Origin of the sequence: Quadrisphaera setariae, assembly GCF_008041935.1 — a bacterium.
Taxonomy (GTDB): Bacteria; Actinomycetota; Actinomycetes; order Actinomycetales; family Quadrisphaeraceae; genus Quadrisphaera; species Quadrisphaera setariae.
In genome coordinates this window covers 40525-55766 of sequence record NZ_VKAC01000016.1, presented here as the reverse complement: position 1 = coordinate 55766, position 15242 = coordinate 40525, and the positions used below count along the sequence as shown (strand labels likewise).

The 15242-nt window shown below is 77.8% G+C and carries 14 protein-coding genes; 11 read left to right on the top strand and 3 right to left on the bottom strand.

The annotated features are described in order from the left end of the window. The first annotated feature begins 37 nt into the window (after nt 1-37). The 4 genes from FMM08_RS20850 (at nt 38) to FMM08_RS20835 (ending at nt 4267) form a co-directional block, all read left to right on the top strand. Nucleotides 38-1657, top strand: a complete 1620-nt coding sequence (locus tag FMM08_RS20850) for a SpoIIE family protein phosphatase (protein WP_147928269.1) — start codon at nt 38-40, stop codon at nt 1655-1657. Nucleotides 1658-1735: 78 nt separating this feature from the next. Further along, nucleotides 1736-1966 (top strand): hypothetical protein, encoded by a 231-nt coding sequence (locus tag FMM08_RS20845; RefSeq protein ID WP_147928268.1) that lies wholly within the window; start codon nt 1736-1738, stop codon nt 1964-1966. Between the two features lies 1 nt (nt 1967). Next, the gene (locus FMM08_RS20840) at nt 1968-3287 is read left to right on the top strand and encodes a cupin domain-containing protein (protein WP_187279906.1); all 1320 of its coding nucleotides are present in this window, start codon (nt 1968-1970) and stop codon (nt 3285-3287) included. Between the two features lie 20 nt (nt 3288-3307). Then, on the top strand, nt 3308-4267 hold the full coding sequence (locus tag FMM08_RS20835; protein ID WP_147928266.1) for a sucrase ferredoxin: 960 nt from the start codon (nt 3308-3310) through the stop codon (nt 4265-4267). A gap of 31 nt (nt 4268-4298) precedes the next feature. Here the strand turns inward: FMM08_RS20835 and FMM08_RS20830 are convergent, their stop codons facing one another. Continuing rightward, complete coding sequence (locus tag FMM08_RS20830) at nt 4299-5168, bottom strand: aldo/keto reductase (protein WP_147928265.1); 870 nt, start codon at nt 5166-5168, stop codon at nt 4299-4301. Nucleotides 5169-5211: 43 nt separating this feature from the next. Beyond that, nucleotides 5212-6108 carry an LLM class flavin-dependent oxidoreductase gene (locus tag FMM08_RS20825; protein WP_222711030.1) on the bottom strand — a complete coding sequence of 299 codons (897 nt, stop codon included), beginning with the start codon at nt 6106-6108 and terminating at the stop codon, nt 5212-5214. Between the two features lie 60 nt (nt 6109-6168). Here FMM08_RS20825 and pnuC point away from each other — a divergent pair, with 60 nt between their 5' ends. The 7 genes from pnuC to FMM08_RS20790 are packed head-to-tail and all read left to right on the top strand — an operon-like array spanning nt 6169 to nt 14378. Then, on the top strand, nt 6169-6732 hold the full coding sequence (pnuC, locus tag FMM08_RS20820) for a nicotinamide riboside transporter PnuC (RefSeq protein ID WP_147928264.1): 564 nt from the start codon (nt 6169-6171) through the stop codon (nt 6730-6732). Further along, on the top strand, nt 6729-7814 hold the full coding sequence (locus FMM08_RS20815) for an AAA family ATPase (protein ID WP_147928263.1): 1086 nt from the start codon (nt 6729-6731) through the stop codon (nt 7812-7814). The genes pnuC and FMM08_RS20815 overlap by 4 nt, the downstream gene beginning before the upstream one ends. Then, entirely contained in the window at nt 7811-9442 is a 1632-nt protein-coding gene (locus FMM08_RS20810) for a MoxR family ATPase (RefSeq protein WP_147928262.1), read from the top strand. Before FMM08_RS20815 ends, FMM08_RS20810 begins: the two co-directional genes overlap by 4 nt. A gap of 50 nt (nt 9443-9492) precedes the next feature. After that, the gene (locus tag FMM08_RS20805; protein ID WP_147928261.1) at nt 9493-10521 is read left to right on the top strand and encodes a hypothetical protein; all 1029 of its coding nucleotides are present in this window, start codon (nt 9493-9495) and stop codon (nt 10519-10521) included. Further along, complete coding sequence (locus FMM08_RS20800) at nt 10518-12371, top strand: hypothetical protein (protein WP_147928260.1); 1854 nt, start codon at nt 10518-10520, stop codon at nt 12369-12371. The genes FMM08_RS20805 and FMM08_RS20800 overlap by 4 nt, the downstream gene beginning before the upstream one ends. Further along, nucleotides 12368-12931 (top strand): hypothetical protein, encoded by a 564-nt coding sequence (locus FMM08_RS20795; protein ID WP_147928259.1) that lies wholly within the window; start codon nt 12368-12370, stop codon nt 12929-12931. Before FMM08_RS20800 ends, FMM08_RS20795 begins: the two co-directional genes overlap by 4 nt. After that, nucleotides 12924-14378, top strand: a complete 1455-nt coding sequence (locus tag FMM08_RS20790) for an AMP-binding protein (protein WP_147928258.1) — start codon at nt 12924-12926, stop codon at nt 14376-14378. The genes FMM08_RS20795 and FMM08_RS20790 overlap by 8 nt, the downstream gene beginning before the upstream one ends. A 3-nt stretch (nt 14379-14381) precedes the next feature. Here the strand turns inward: FMM08_RS20790 and fabG are convergent, their stop codons facing one another. Next, entirely contained in the window at nt 14382-15149 is a 768-nt protein-coding gene (fabG, locus tag FMM08_RS20785; protein ID WP_147928257.1) for a 3-oxoacyl-ACP reductase FabG, read from the bottom strand. Nucleotides 15150-15242: the final 93 nt, after the last annotated feature.

Genomic DNA, 15242 nt, shown 5'->3' with positions numbered 1-15242 from the left:
CCTCCCGGCCGTCGGCGGGGCGTGGTTCGATCTGGCGGTGCACCTGGGCGACGACGGCGGGACCACCGCCACCGTGCCCGCGGGCTGGTGGCTGCGGGCGCTGGCCAGCATCCCCGACCCCGTCGCCGTCCTCGGACCGGGCTGGGAGGTGCTGTGGGTGAGCCCCGCGGCCGCCTCGGCCAGCGGGCTCGACCCCGCCGCCGTGGTGGGCCGGGTGCTGTGGGACGCGGTGCCCGGCACCTCCACGAGCGAGGAGCCGCTGCGCCGCGCGGCGCGCACCGGCGCCACCACCACGTGGGAGGCGCGGATCGGCGGGCCGCGCTGGTACGAGCTGCAGGCGGTCCCGCTCGACGGGCTGCTGCTGGTGGTGGCCCGCAGCGCCGACGAGCGGCGGCGGGCGGCCGAGCAGCTGGCGGACTCCCTGGAGCGCACCCGCCTGGTGCTGGAGGTGTCCACGGCGCTGGGCGCGGCCCGCACGCTCGACGAGGTCGCCTCGGCCGTCGTGACCGTGGCCACGGAGAAGCTCGGAGCGGACTACGGCGGGCTGTCGGTGGTGGACTGGTCCACCCGGCGCGTGCGCACCGCGTCCCGCGCGCAGATCGACCCCGCGGTCGAGGAGGCCTGGGCCGACCTGCCGCTGGAGCACGCCGGGCCGGCCCCCCACGTGTGCCGCACCGGTGAGGAGCTGGTCTTCGAGCGCCTCGAGGACGTCGGGGCGCTCTTCCCCGAGGTCGCCGACCGCGTCCGGCGCTCCGGCCTGCGCTCGGGGCTTGTGGTGCCGCTGGTCGCGGAGGACTCCGTGGTCGGGGCCCTGACCGTGGGCTGGCGCGAGGACGGGCGCGTCAGCGGCGGCGTGCTCGACGTGGTGCGCGCCTCCGCCGGCGCCACCGGGCAGGCGGTGCGGCGCGCGCTGCTGCTGGCCGACCGCGCCAGCGCCGCCGAGGTGCTGCAGCGCGCGCTGCTGGCGCCGCTGCCCCGCGGGCTGGACGTGGAGCTGGCGGCGCGCTACCTGCCGGCGGGGCGCCGCGACCACGTGGGGGGCGACTGGCACGACGCCGTCCCCCTCGACGGCGGCCGGCTGGCCCTCGTGGTGGGCGACGTGGCCGGCCACGACGTCGAGGCCGCGGCGGTGATGGGGCGCGCCAGCGGGGCCCTGCGCTCCTTCCTGCTGGCCGTCGACGGGCTCCCGTCGCGGGCGCTGACGGCCGCTGACGACGCGTTCTGGCGCCTGGACGTGCCCGCGCCGGCCACCGTGGTGGCCGGGGTGCTCACCCCGCCGGGCCGCGCGGGCGCGCGGAGCTGGCGGTGGGCCAACGCCGGGCACCCGCCCCCGCTGCTGGTGCCGCCGGACGGGCGCACGCGGGTGCTCTCGCGCCCCCCGGAGCTGCTGCTCGGCGTCGACCCGAGCACCCACCGCACCGACCACGTGGTGACGGTGCCGTCGGGCTCGGTGCTGCTCCTGCACAGCGACGGGCTGGTGGAGCGGCGCGACCGCGACCTCGACGAGGGCACCGCCGAGCTCGCGGCGCTGCTGGGGCCGCTCGTGGCCGAGCACGCCGGCGCCTCGCTGGAGGAGCTGCTGGACGCGCTGCTCGCCGCGGCGCTGCCGGGGCGCCCCGCCGACGACGTCGTCGTCATGGCCGTGCGCACCCCCTGAGCGGGTGCGGGTCCGGACCCCGGCGGGCACGATGGTCGAGCACCGCCCGACCGGGTCGGTGCACGAGCAGGAGGCCGCATGTCCCTCAACGACGACGACATCACCACGACCACCGGAGCGGGCGGGGCGGGCGGAGACGCCGACTCCGGCGACTCCGACGCCACCCAGGTCGACCCGGCCGGCTCCGACCCGGCCGGCGTGGACCCCGCCGGCGGCTCCGGTGGCGACGCCGACTCCGGCGACTCCGACAGCACCCAGGTCGACCCGGCCGGCTCCGACCCCGCGGGCGTCGACCCTGCGAACAGCTGACGTGACGGCTGAGCTCGAGCGCGAGCTGGCGGCCCCGGTCCCCGCGGGGACCGGGGCCGGTCCGTCTCCGCTGGCCCGCTGCTTCGGCACCACGCCCGAGCGCTTCGCGGCCGAGCACTGGAACCGCGCTCCGCTGCTGGTGCGCGCCGCCGACCGCGGGCACGCCCTGGCGCGCGGCTTCGACGACCTGCTCTCCCCCGCCGACGTCGACGCGCTGCTGGGCCCGCGCGGCCTGCGCACGCCGTTCTTCGCCATGGTCAGGGACGGCGTGACCCTGCCGCGGTCCAGCTACACGCGCGCCGCGAACGCCGGCAACCAGCGCCTGGGCGACCTGCCCGACCCGGACGGCATCGCGAGGAACCACGCCGAGGGCGCCACCATCGTGCTCAACGCGCTGCACCGCGTGTGGCCGGCGCTCGGGGTGTTCTGCCGCGACCTCGCCGCCGAGCTCGGCTGCCAGACCCAGACGAACGTCTACGTGACCCCGCCCGGCGCGCAGGGCTTCAAGCCCCACCACGACACCCACGACGTGCTCGTGCTGCAGGTCGACGGGCGCAAGCACTGGACGATCCACCCGCCGGCGGTGGAGCTGCCGCTGCGCACGCAGCCGAGCAAGGACCTCGGGCCCGACCCCGTGGGCGGCCGGGAGCCCCTCGTCGACACCGTGCTGGAGCCCGGCGACGCGCTGTACCTGCCCCGCGGCTACCTGCACTCGGCGCAGACGACGGACGACCGCTCCATCCACCTCACGGTGGGCCTGCTGGCCACCACCTGGCAGGACGTGCTCACCGACCTCCTCGCGTCGGCAGGGAAGGGGGGTGGCGAGGACTCCCTCGCCCTGCGCCGGGCCCTGCCGCTGCCGGTGGAGGCCGAGGGGCCCACCGGCCTCGAGAGCGACGTCGCCGTGTTCCGCCGCGCCGCCCTGGCGTGGCTGGAGCAGCTCGACGACGACGCCGTCGAGCGCGTCGTGGCAGCCCGGCGCCGCCAGGCGGTGCCCCTGGAGCCCGTGGGCCCGCTGTCCCAGGACCGCGCGGCCCGCACGCTCGGCGCCGACGGCGCGGTGCGTCCGCGGATCGGGCTGCACGCGCGGGTCGAGGTGGCCGGCGACCGCGTGGAGCTGCGCGTCGACCAGCGCACGGTCAGCTTCCCCGGGTGGGTCGAGCCGGCGCTGCGCGCGGCGCTGGCGGGGCCGTCGTCGCCGTCGTCCCTGGCCGGCTCCGGGGTGGCGATCGACGCCGACGACGCGCAGGTGCTCCTGCGGCGGCTGCTGCGCGAGCGGGTCCTCGTGCCCGCCGGGCAGGTGCCGGAGGGCACGAGCTGACGTCCGACCAGCCGGTCGGGGTGCTCACCGCGTCCTCAGCCCCCGAGGGCCTCACCCCGGCCGACCGGCGCTACTCCTGCGCCGCCGAGTCGCAGCAGCGCGGCGAGCCCGTGCTGGGCTCGGCGAGCACCACGCGCGGCTTCCTGCTGGTGGAGGAGCCCGGCCCGTGGGGGCCTGGGGGTGTGCCGTCCTCCCGGCTGGGCGACGCGGCCACCGCGGCGCTCAAGGAGGTGGCCGCCTCGATCGGCGCCAAGCTGCTGCTGGTGCGCCGGCCCGGCGCGAGCGTCCTGCGCGCCGCTGCCGGTGACGACGGCGAGCGCGTGCTCATGCGGGTCTCGGTGCGCCGAGACCGCGAGCGCGTCATCACCCGGTCGTGCTCGGTGGCCGAGGTCGTCCAGGCGGCGCGCTCGCCGGAGGGCTGGACGGACCTCGACACCTCCGACGGCGGGCCGCTGCTCGTGTGCACGCACGGGCGCAAGGACTGGTGCTGCGCGCGGCGGGGCCGCCCGCTGGCCGCGGCGCTGGCCGAGCTGGCGCCGTCGCGGGTGTGGGAGTGCTCCCACCTGGGCGGGGACAGGTTCGCCGCCAACCTGCTGTCCCTGCCGACCGGCTGGACCTACGGGCGCGTGGACACCGCGGACGCTGCCGCGGTGGTGGAGGCGACGGCGGTGGGTCGTGTGGTGCCGGCGCTGCTGCGCGGACGCTGCTGCGACGCGATGGTGGTGCAGGCCGCCGACGTGCTGGCGCGCCAGGCGCTGGGCCGCGCCGAGGTGCGCGACCTTGTGCCGGTCTCCGCGACGCGCGAGGGTGCGGACGCCGACGCGCCGTGGCGGGTGGTCTTCGACCTCGCGGACGGCTCACCCCTGGCGGTGCGGGTGCGCCAGCGCCACGTGGAGAGCCCTCAGCGCCTCACGTGCGGCGCCGCGGTGGCGCAGCACGCCCGCACCTGGGAGCTGCTGGACGCGGGCCCGACCTCGTGAGCTGCACGGTGTCGGACCCGCGTCGGCCGCGTCAGCTGGGGACGTAGTCGAACGTCTCGGGGTTCGGGCCGGTGCGGCCGGCCTCGCCCTTGTCGAGGGCGCTGATGGCGGCGACGTCGGAGTCGGCCAGCTCGAAGTCGAAGATCTCGAAGTTGGCCTGCATGCGCTCGGTGGTCACCGACTTGGGGAAGACGATGTCGCCGCGCTCGACGTGCCAGCGCAGCGTCACCTGCGCCGTCGACTTCCCGACGCGCTCGGCGATCTCCGAGATGGTGGGGTCGTCGAGGACGCGGCCCTGGGCGATGGGCGACCAGGCCTCGGTGGCGATCTGGTGGTCGACGCCGTAGGCCCGGGTCTCGTCGTTGGTGAAGTAGGGGTGGACCTCGATCTGGTTCACCGCCGGGGTGATCTCCGTCTCGCGGGCCAGGCGGCGGAGCTGGTGGGGCGTGAAGTTGGAGACGCCGATCGAGCGGGCGCGGCCGTCGCGGTAGAACTCCTCCAGGACCCGCCAGGTGGCGGGGAAGTCGCCGTCGTACAGCGTGGGCAGCGGCCAGTGGATGAGGAACAGGTCGACCTGCTCCACCCCCAGCTCGGACAGCGTCGTCGAGAACGCGGCCCGCGCGTCGTCGGGTCGGTGGAAGCCGTTGTTGAGCTTGCTGGTGATGAAGAACTCGTCGCGGTCGAGTCCGGAGGCGCGCACGGCCTCGCCGACGCCCTTCTCGTTCCCGTACATCTCAGCGGTGTCGATGTGGCGGTAGCCGATCTCGATCGCCCGCCCGGTCACCTCGGCGGTGTCCTCCGGGGGCACCTGGAACACCCCGAAGCCCAGCTGCGGGATGGTGCGGCCGTCGTTGAGCGTGATCGTCGGGACGGCTCCGGTCTTCTGCGTCGTGTCACTCACGGTGGGTGCAGTACCCCGTCGCGCGCGGTCCACACCTCAGACGTCAGACGAGCGCTGCGGCCGCCCCCGCGAGGCGCACGACGTCGAGCGCGTCCGTCCCGTCCCCCACGGGCTGCAGCACCACGGACGTCGCGCCGGCCTCGCCGTAGGCCCGCACGAGCGCGGCCACCTCGTCGGCGGACCCCACCAGCGGCGCGGCCGGGCGGTGGTTGCCCCACCCGTCGGCCTCGGCGTCGATGCGCTCGCGCGCGCCGTCCCCCACCGCGGACGGCACGAACACCACCACGTGGAAGGCGTCGTCACCGGCCCGGCCGGTGTGCCCGACGGAGGCGGCCACCTCCTCCGGGGACGGACCGGCGTCGAGGATGACGCCGTCGGAGCGCTCCCCCGCCAGCGCCAGCGTCTTCGGGCCGCGCGCGCCCACGAGCAGCGGCGGCACCACCTGCGGCGGGTGGTCGAGCTGCACGCCGTCGAGGTGGACGTAGCGGCCGTCGGCGCTGACCCGCTCCCCCCGCAGCAGGGGTGCGAGCACGTCGAGGTGCTCGCGCAGCAGCGTCATCGGTGACGCCTCGCGCGCACCGACCTGCCCCATCCAGTCGAGCACCCCGTGACCCACGCCCGGCAGGAAGCGCCCCGGGAACGCCCGCGCCAGCGCCGCGACCTCCATGGACGTCAGCGCCGGGTTGCGCAGCGGCACGGGCATGAGCCCCAGGCCGACGCGGATCGAGGAGGTCCACGCCAGCGCCAGCGCCGAGGAGGTCAGGCCCCCCGCCCAGAAGCAGTCCTCCCAGAGCCACAGCTCGTGGGCGCCGGCCTGCTCGGCGGTGGTGGCGTGCTCCCGCAGCGCCTCCGGCGGCTGCTGCGGGCGGACGACCACCCCCACCGCCGGCGACGACGGGGCGGACGACGACGGCTGCTGCTGAGCGGCGCTGCTGGGCACGGACCCGAGCCTGCCAGTCCCCGCCGACGGCGTCACGGGCAGCGGCTACGGTCGCCGGTCGTGGGGTGGCTCGAAGGCGTCGGCGTGGTCGCGAGCGCGGCCAGCGTGCTCCTGGCGGTCCTCCAGCGACCCTCGACCTACCCGGTGGGCATCCTCGGGTGCCTGGCCTTCGGGTGGCTCTTCACCACCGGCGGCCTGTACGCGCAGGCGGGGCTGCAGGTGGTCTACGTGGCCCTCAGCGCGCTCGGGTGGTTCTGGTGGGTGCGCGGCGGGCCGGGGCGCACCCGCCTGCGGGTGCGCGCCACCCCGCCCTGGGCGTGGCCGGTGGCGGTCGCGTCCGCCGTCGTCCTCGGCGCCCTGCTGTGGGCGGTGCTCGTGCGCAGCGACGACCCCGCCCCGGTCGCCGACGCCGGCACCACGGCCCTCAGCCTGGTGGCCCAGCTCATGCTCGACCGGAAGCTGCTCGGCACGTGGCTGGTGTGGATCGTCACCGACGTGTGGCTCGTGGGCCTGTACGCCTCGCAGGGCCTGCACGCCACGGCACTGCTCTACGCCGGCTTCGTGATGCTCTGCGCGTTCGGGTGGCGCTCCTGGCGCCGGGAGCTCCCGGCGGCCGCCCGGTGAGCGAGCAGCGCTTCGCCCAGGGCCTGGTGGTGGGCAAGTTCTACCCTCCGCACGCCGGCCACCTGCACCTCGTGGCCACCGCGCTGCGCCGCTGCGAGCGGGTGCAGGTGCAGGTGCTCGCCTCCAGCGCGGAGTCGGTGCCCGGCGAGCTGCGCGCGGCGTGGCTGCGCGAGGAGCTGCCCGGCGCCGACGTCGTCACGGCCCTGGACGACCACCGGGTCGACTACGCCGACCCCGCCGCGTGGGAGGCGCACGTCGGCGTCATGCGGTCGCTGCTGGACGCCCGCGGGGTGGACGGCGTCGACGCGGTGCTCACCTCCGACGCGTACGGCGCCGAGCTGGCCCAGCGGCTCGGGGCGCAGTGGGTGCAGGTCGACCCCGGCCGCACGGCCGTGCCGGTGTCGGGCCGCGCCGTGCGCGCGGACCCGGCGGGGCACTGGTGGGCGCTCCCGGCGGCGGTGCGGGCCTGGCACGCGCTGCGCGTCGTCGTCGTGGGGGCCGAGTCGACCGGGACGACCACGCTGTCGCGAGACCTGGCCGAGCACTTCGGCGCCCCGTGGGTGCCCGAGCACGGCCGGGAGTGGTGCGAGGTGCGCCCGGGCGGGCTGGAGGCCCCCTGGCACACGGCCGAGTTCGACCTCATCGCCCGCGAGCAGAGCCGCCTCGAGGACGACGCCGCCCGCACCGCCCGGCGGCCGCTCGTGGTCTGCGACACCGACGCGCTGGCCACGGCGGTCTGGCACGAGCGCTACGTCGGCCACCGCTCCCCCACCGTCGAGGCGCTGGCGGCCTCCCGGGTGCCGGACCTGTACCTGCTCACCGGTGCGGAGATCCCCTTCGTGCAGGACGGCTGGCGCGACGGCGAGCACGTGCGCCTGGCGATGCACGAGAGGTTCCGCGAGGTGCTCGCGGCGCAGCCGGCGCCGTGGCTGGAGGTCTCCGGCACCCCGGAGCAGCGCCTGGCCGCGGCCGTCGAGGCCGTCGAGCGGCTGCCGCTGCGGGGCCGGCCGATGAGCGACCCGCTGCCCGAGGCCGGTGTCGAGGCCGGTGCTGGAGTGACGGGGAGCATGCTGGCGCCGTGAGCAGCAGCCCGCCGCCTCCGCACCACCTCGAGCTGGGCCGCGTCTCCAGCGCGCCGACCCGCCCGCCGGCGCCGGCGCGCACGGAGCGGGACGACGGCGCGCTCGACGTCGCCGACCTCTACGCCCCCGAGGGCGCGCTCCCGGGGGTCGACGGCGGTGGAGCCCCCTCCCCCGCGCAGCTGGCCGAGAAGCTGCGGCAGGCGTACTTCTGGATGGTCAACCACGCGATCATCAGCCCCCACTGCGACGTGGAGCTGCTCGCCGACGACGCGGTCCGCCCCCCGACGTTCCGCCTCGGCGACTCGCGCGCGGAGCTGGTGCTGCCGACCGACCAGTCGTACAGCTCCTTCGTGCTGCTGCCGCTGCTGACGTTCGCGGTGCGGGGGCGCTGCCTGCTGGTGGGCGGCCCGGGCCGCGGCAAGACGGCGAGCGCGCTGCTCATGGGCGTCATCGCCGGGTACACCCCGGCGCAGGTGCGCCGGGCGGTCCAGCACGGGCACCCCCAGGTGTCCGTGGCGGACCTGTTCGGCACGCCGCTGCCGCGGGGTCTGGTGGAGGCCGAGCGCCTCGCCGACGTCGAGGTGGCCTGGCGCTCCTGGCTCGGCATGCGCGTCAAGGTGGTCGACGAGTACAACCGCATCCCCACGCGCACCCAGTCCGCGCTGCTCACGGTGCTGGCCGACGGCTACGTCGAGGTCTACGACCAGGTCTTCGAGACCGGTGACGCCGCCTGGTACCTCACCGCCAACGACGACCTCGGCGGCGGCACCTACGAGGTGGTGGAGGCGCTGCGCGACAGGATCGACGTGGTGGTGGCGGCGCTGCCGTTCAACCACCGGTTCCTCGGGGCGCTGGTGGAGCGCGGAGAGCGGCGGATCCGTCCCGAGGAGGCGGTGCCGCCCTCGATCGTCTTCGACGAGGCCGAGCACGCCGCGCTGGCCGCCGCCGTGCGCGCGGTGCCGCTGCCGCAGCCCGTGCGCCGGCGGCTGGAGCACTTCGCCGGCCAGCTGGAGCTGCTGGAGCGGGCGGGCCGGCAGTTCGAGTACCGCACCAAGGACACCGCCCGCCTGGCCGGGGTGGACCCGCACCTGCTGGCGGCGGCCGACACCGGCCGCGACCGCCTCGGCGACGTCGGCGCGCAGACCCTCAACGGCCTGTCGGTGCGCTCCCTGCAGGCGCTCGTGCTCTACGCCAAGGCGATGGCGCTGTTCCGGGGCCGCGACCAGGTGGGCGTGGACGACCTGCGCGCCGTGCTTCCGTTCGTGCTGCACGACAAGGTGGCGCCCGACCTGTCCTCGCCCGCCTTCGAGGGCGGCCGCGAGGAGCTGCGGACCGACCGGACGTCGTGGCTGCGGGACCTCTTCGACACCGCGTGCGCCCAGTACGAGGCGGCGGGGCTGGACGACGACGACCCGGTCGGCGACGTCCTCGCCGAGCTCGAGGCCGGGCTCGACGGCGTCACCGAGGCGGAGGTGCTCACGCGGCAGGCCCGCATCGAGCAGCTGCTGGCCGCCTGGCAGGACGGCCGCAAGCTCCACGGGCACCTCTACGACGACGCCCTCGCCCTCAAGCACGCCCACCAGCGCTACACGAACTACCTCGCCTGGCTGCGCTGGAGCGACCGCTGACCACCGCCCCAGCCCCGGCGCCGCCCCCCGCGTGGTGGCGGGAGCTGCTGGTGGCCCGGCGCGAGCCGTGGAACGCCGCCGCGGCGGCCGCGCGGGCGCGCGGCGCTGACCGGACGGCGCTGGCGGCGGCGCTGCGCGAGGTCGGCGCCGCGCTCGCGGACGCGGGGCCGGCGCACGGCTCACCCGCCCTCGTCGGGCTGGCGGACGCTCTGGTGCCGGCCGCGCTCGACCTCGTCGCGCAGCGGCGCTGGTCGGGGCCTGGCGGGAGCTCGGCCCAGCGGAGGGCGCTGCTCGCCGCCCCCGCCCTGCTGGCTCACTGCGGCGCCGACGGCGGGAGGTCGCCGGGGGTGCTGTCCGACCTGCTCTCCGCGACCGGGCGCCTCCAGCGCTGGGGCGACGTCCCCGCCTGGCTCGAGCGGCTGGTCGCGGCGGCCATGACGGCCGGCGCCGCGGCCGCCGCGGACAGCGCCCCTGACCTGCTGCGGCAGCTGGGAGTGGTGGCCGCCTGGCGCAGCGGCGCGGTGCGCCTGCGCCGAGCGGCGCTGGCCAGCGCCAGGCGCGTGCCGGCCGACGCGGCGTGCGCGGCGCTGTCCCTCCCGGAGCTGGGTGCCGAGCGCCTGGCGCTGGTGCTGGAGGAGCACGCGGCGGACCCGTGGTGGTGGCCGGACGGCGGCAGGGGGCGGGGCGCCGGCGACGGGCCGGGGCGCCCCGTGGTGGCGCGGCTCGGCGGCTTCCGCGGCTTCGGCGGCCCCTGGGCGCGACCGCCCCGCGTGCTGGGCCCGCTGGACCGGGACGGCGCCGCCTGGGACGTCGCCACCGCCCACCCGGACCACCCCGGTGCCGAGGAGCGCTGGCGGGTGCTGGCGGACGTGCACGGCGTCGCGGTGCACCGCTGGTCACCGGGCCCCGACCTGCCGGTCCGCTCGGGCGGGACCGGCGCCGGGACCGCGCCGCCGGAAGCACCGCCCTGGGACGACGAGGTGACGGGCCGCGCGAGCGCCGGGCGCACCGCGGTGCTGAGCCGGGCCCACTCCCACCTGCTCGACGTCGTGCTGCTGGACGCACGAGGCCTGCTGTGAGGGAGCCGGACGGGGGCTGGGACGCGCTGCGCGCGCGGTGGTCGGAGGCGTGGCCGCGTGCGCTGCGGGCGTGGGGGACCACGGCCCGCCTGCACGCGCCGGTGCTGCACGGGCCGGGCGGCCCGCCCCCGCCGGAGCCGCCGGTGGGCTCCTTCGCCTGGTTCTCCTGCAGCGAGGTCGAGGTGCACGTCGACCTCGCCGACGTGGTGCGCCGCGGCCTGGCCGACCACCCCGAGGCGGTGCTGGCGCACGAGGTGGGCCACCACGTGCTCGCCCCCGGCGACCTCTCCACCGCGGCGCGCGTGCTGGCACGGGTCCGCCAGGGCCTGGTGGACCGCGACGCCGCCGCGCCGCTGGTCGCCAACCTCTGGAGCGACCTGCTCATCAACGACCGGCTGCAGCGGCGCGCCGGCCTGCGCCTCGACGCCGTGTGGCGGGCGCTGGGCCCGCCGCCGGCTGACGACGTGCTCATGCTCCTGGCGATGCGCGCCGACGAGCTGCTCTGGTCGCTGCCGTCCGGCACGCTCACCGGCGCCGCGGGCCCGGGAGTCGCACCGCGGCCGTCGTCGCGGCAGCGGTGGTGGCAGCGCCAGCAGGCGCCGCGAGCGCCGTCCGAGCGAGCGGTGCCCGAGCTGGAGGCGCAGCTGCTCGCTCGCATGGTGCGCGTCTTCGCCGACGACCCGGTGGCCGGCGCGGGCGGCTTCGCGGCGCTGGTCCGCCAGCTCGTCGCCGGCCGGGACGGTGACGCCCTGGGCACCGGTCGCGCCGCGGTCTGCTCCCAGCGCGGTGAGTCCGGCGCCGCGGTGCACGGGCTGGCCAGCGACCCCTCGCTCGGCGGGCCGGCGCTGCACCCGGCCCTGGACCCCCGCGTGATGCCCCAGCCCCGGGGGGACGAGGCCGACGACGAGCGCCAGGACGGCGCGGCGCGCGGCGGAGGAGCCTCCGGCTCAGCGGGGCAGGCGCTCGGCCCGGCGGACACCGCGGCGGTGCTGTCGCTGCTGGGGGTCACCGGCTCGGCGCAGGAGGCGGCGGCCCGCTGGTACCGCGAGCGCGCGGCGCCGCTGCTGGTGCCCTTCCCCAGCGCGCCCTCGCCCCGGGCGGTGGAGCCGCTGCTGGCCGCGGACGAGCCGTGGGACGTCGGCGACGACGTCTCCGCGCTCGACGTGGTGGCCTCCCTGCGGCGCTCCCCCCGCCTCGTGCCGGGCCTGACCACCGTGCAGCGGGGCTGGGAGGTCTCGGACGGCCCCGAGCGGGCGCGACTCCCCCTCGACCTCGACCTCTACCTCGACTCGTCGGGCTCGATGCCCGACCCCGCGCGTGCGGTCTCCCCGGTGGCGCTGGCAGGGGCGGTGCTGGCGCTGTCGTGCCTGCGGGCCGGAGGGCGGGTGCAGGCGACCACGTGGAGCGGCCCGGGGCAGGTGGCGGGCACGGACGGCTTCGTGCGCGACGCCGGCGCGGTGCTCGCCGCGGTGGTGGCGCACTTCGGCGGCAGCACGGCGTTCCCGCTGGACCTGCTGGAGCGCACCCACCTCGACGACCAGCGGCACCACCGACCCGAGCAGCACCGGCGGCAGTGCCACGTGGCGGTGGTCTCCGACGACGGCGTCTCCACGGCGTTCCCCGCGGAGGGCCGTCCCGGTGCAGGGGTCGCGGCGCGCGCGCTGGAGGTGGCCGGTGGTGGTGGCACGCTGCTGCTGGCCGTCCCGCCGGTGTGGGTGGAGCGGGTCCGCGAGGTGGCGGGCGGCTACGCCGTCCGGGCCGTGAGCACGCAGGAGGAGCTGGTGGCGCTGTGCCGGGAGCTGGCCACCTCGACCTGGGGACCGCGCGAGGGCTCGAGGAGCCGGCGGTGAGCCGTGAGGGACCGGCGCTGGCGGCGCTGACGGCGCGGCTGGCGGCGGCGCCCCGGGACGCCCTGGACCCGGGGGTGGTGGCGCTGGCCGTGGTCGACGACGCGCTGACGGCGCTCGGGGGTCCCCCGCTGGACGGCGCGCTGCGCCGCAGGCTGGCCTCCGGGCCGCTGGGCAGCGCCGAGGGGCGCACGGGGGCGGTGCTGGCGAGCTGGCTGGTGCTGTCCCCCGCCTGGCGCGCGGCGCAGCCGGACCCGCGGGCCGCGCTCGCCGTCGTCGAGGCCCTGGCGGGGTCCCTGGCGCCGGTGCTGCCGCCGGCGCAGTGGGTGGGTGACCCCGCGGGACGCGAGGAGGCCGCGCGCGCCGCGCTGCGCGCGGCGGGGATGCGTCCCGCAGGGGAGGACGACGCGGTGGCCGAGGACCGGTGGACCGCGGTGAGCAGCGCGCTGCGGGCCTCGGCGATGGCCGAGGTGGCGCAGGAGGTGCGCCGCGCCCAGGAGCTGGCGCGGGCGCTGGCGGAGCGCAGGGCCCGGGAGGCCGCGGCCCAGTACACGCATGTCTGACGCCGGCCTCGACCCGGTCCTGGCCGAGTACGAGCCGATGGGCGCGGCCGTGCTGCCCGACGAGGAGCGCTGGCCGCTCCTCGTCGCGGCGGGGGCGGAGCGCCTGCGGGCGCTGCGGGAGCACCCGGCGGCGCCCCGCTGGACGCACGCGTGCGGTGACCGGCTGGACTCCGGCGACCTCGACGCGCTCGACGCGCTCGCCGCCGCGCTCGCGGCGGGGTCCGGTCGCGACGCTCCCCCCGGCGGCGCGGAGCCGGCGTGGGTGGGCGAGCTGGTGGCGCGGGTGCACGCGACGGCGCCGCGCTACCGCCGTCTGGTGCGCGAGGGCCGCGCCGGTGGGCCGGGCGGACGTGCGCCCGACCGCCTCGCCGACGTGGCGCCCGTCGCCCGGGCGGACCTCGTGGCCGACCTGGCCGGGTTCGTGCCGGTGGACGTGCCGCTGGCGCGGGTGCTCGAGGGCACGAGCTCCGGCAGCACCGGCGCGGCGCTCGTGGTGCCGCTGCACCCGCGCGCCCTGGCCGCGGAGGTGGTGCTGCTGCGGCACCTGCTCGAGGGCTGCGGCGTGCGGTGGGAGCCCTCGAGCGAGCGCGCCGGGCTGGTCAGCCTGCTCGCGCAGCCGACGGCGTTCACGTACGCCTCGGTGATGAGCGCGTTCGGGCAGGCCGCCATGGCGCGCCTGACGCTGCACCCGTCGGCCTGGCGGCGGCCGCAGGACGCCCGGGCTCTGCTGGAGGCGCTCGACCCGCAGGTGGTGAGCACCACGCCGTGGCCCCTGGCGCAGCTGTGCGACCTCGCCGACGCCGGCGCCGACCTGCACCCCCTCGCGCTGGTGAGCGGCGCGGCGCAGCTGCCCGCAGGGCTGCGGCGCCGGGCGACCGAGGCCTTCGGGGTGCCCGTGCTCGACCTGTACGGGCTGCGCGAGACCGGACCGGTGGCGGTCTGCGCCGACGGTGCGGGCGTGCACGTCGTCGTCCCGCGCCGCGTGCACGTGGAGGTGCTCGACCCCTCCGGCGCGCAGGTCGCCCCGGGGGTGCGCGGGGAGGTGGTGGTGACGGTGGACGAGAACCCCCACCTCCCGCTGCTGCGCTACCGCACCGGTGACACGGCCCGCCTCGTGCGCGTGGGGGGACGGCCGGCGCTGGCGGGGCTGCAGGGCCGCCCGGCCGTGGCGCTGCTCAGCGGGTCCGGTGAGCGGGTGGAGTCGGTGACCACCACGCAGCTGCTGCAGGCGCACGGGCTGCGCGGATGGCACCTCCACCAGGACGCCGCCGGTGCGGTGGTGCTGCGGACCCGCGACGGCGACGGCGACGCGGCCGCCGCCCGCGCCAGCCTCCAGCGCCTGCTCGGCCTGCCGGTGGCGCTGGGGACGCTCGACGCGGCCGGCCAGGGCCCCGGGAGCCCTGCACGGCGCACCACGTGCGACCTGCCCGGGGGCGCCCCCGCCTGAGCCTCACCCCTCGGGCAGCACCTGCCCGCCGTCCACCACGAGGCTCTGCCCGGTGATGTACCCGGCCTGCTCGCCGGCCAGGAAGAGCGCGGCGGCCGCGATGTCGTCCACCGTGCCGAGGCGTCCCAGCGGCACGGCGGCGGCCATGGTGTCGAGGTAGTCGGCGCCGAGGTCGCGCAGGCCCTCGGTGAGGACGTTGCCGGGCAGCACGGCGTTGACGGTGACCCCCTGCGGGGCCAGCTCGAGGGCAGCGGTCCTCATGAAGCCGAGCTGGGCGGCCTTGGACGCGCCGTAGTGCGACCAGCCGGCGTCTCCGGTGACCGGCCCGGTGATGGAGGAGGTGATCACCACGCGGCCGCGGCCGGAGGCGGCCAGCAGCGGTGCGCAGGCGGCGACGGCCAGCACCGTGCCCTTGACGTTGACGGCGAGCACCTCGTCGAGGTCGGCCTCGGTCATGGTGGCCAGCTCCGCCTTGGGGAAGATCCCCGCGTTGGCGCACAGCACGTCCAGCCCGCCCAGCCGCTCGGTGGCGGCCTGCGCCAGCGCCGCGCACCCCGCACCAGTGGCGACGTCCAGGGCGGCGTGCTGCACGTCACCGCCCTCGTCCCTCAGGGCCGCGGCTGCGGCGGCCAGGTCGTCCTCACCGCGGGCGGTGAGCAGCACGCGGGCACCGTCCCGCGCGAAGCCCCGCGCGATGCCCAGGCCGATGCCGCGGCTCGCGCCGGTGACGGCGACGCGCACGCCGGCGAAGGAGGGGGTCGAGCTCGTCATGGGCCCACCCCACCGCATCCGGCCCGCACCCGGGGAGGCCGAAACACGCTGGTCACACGACGGTGACACATCTGCCGCGCGCCGAGAGGAACC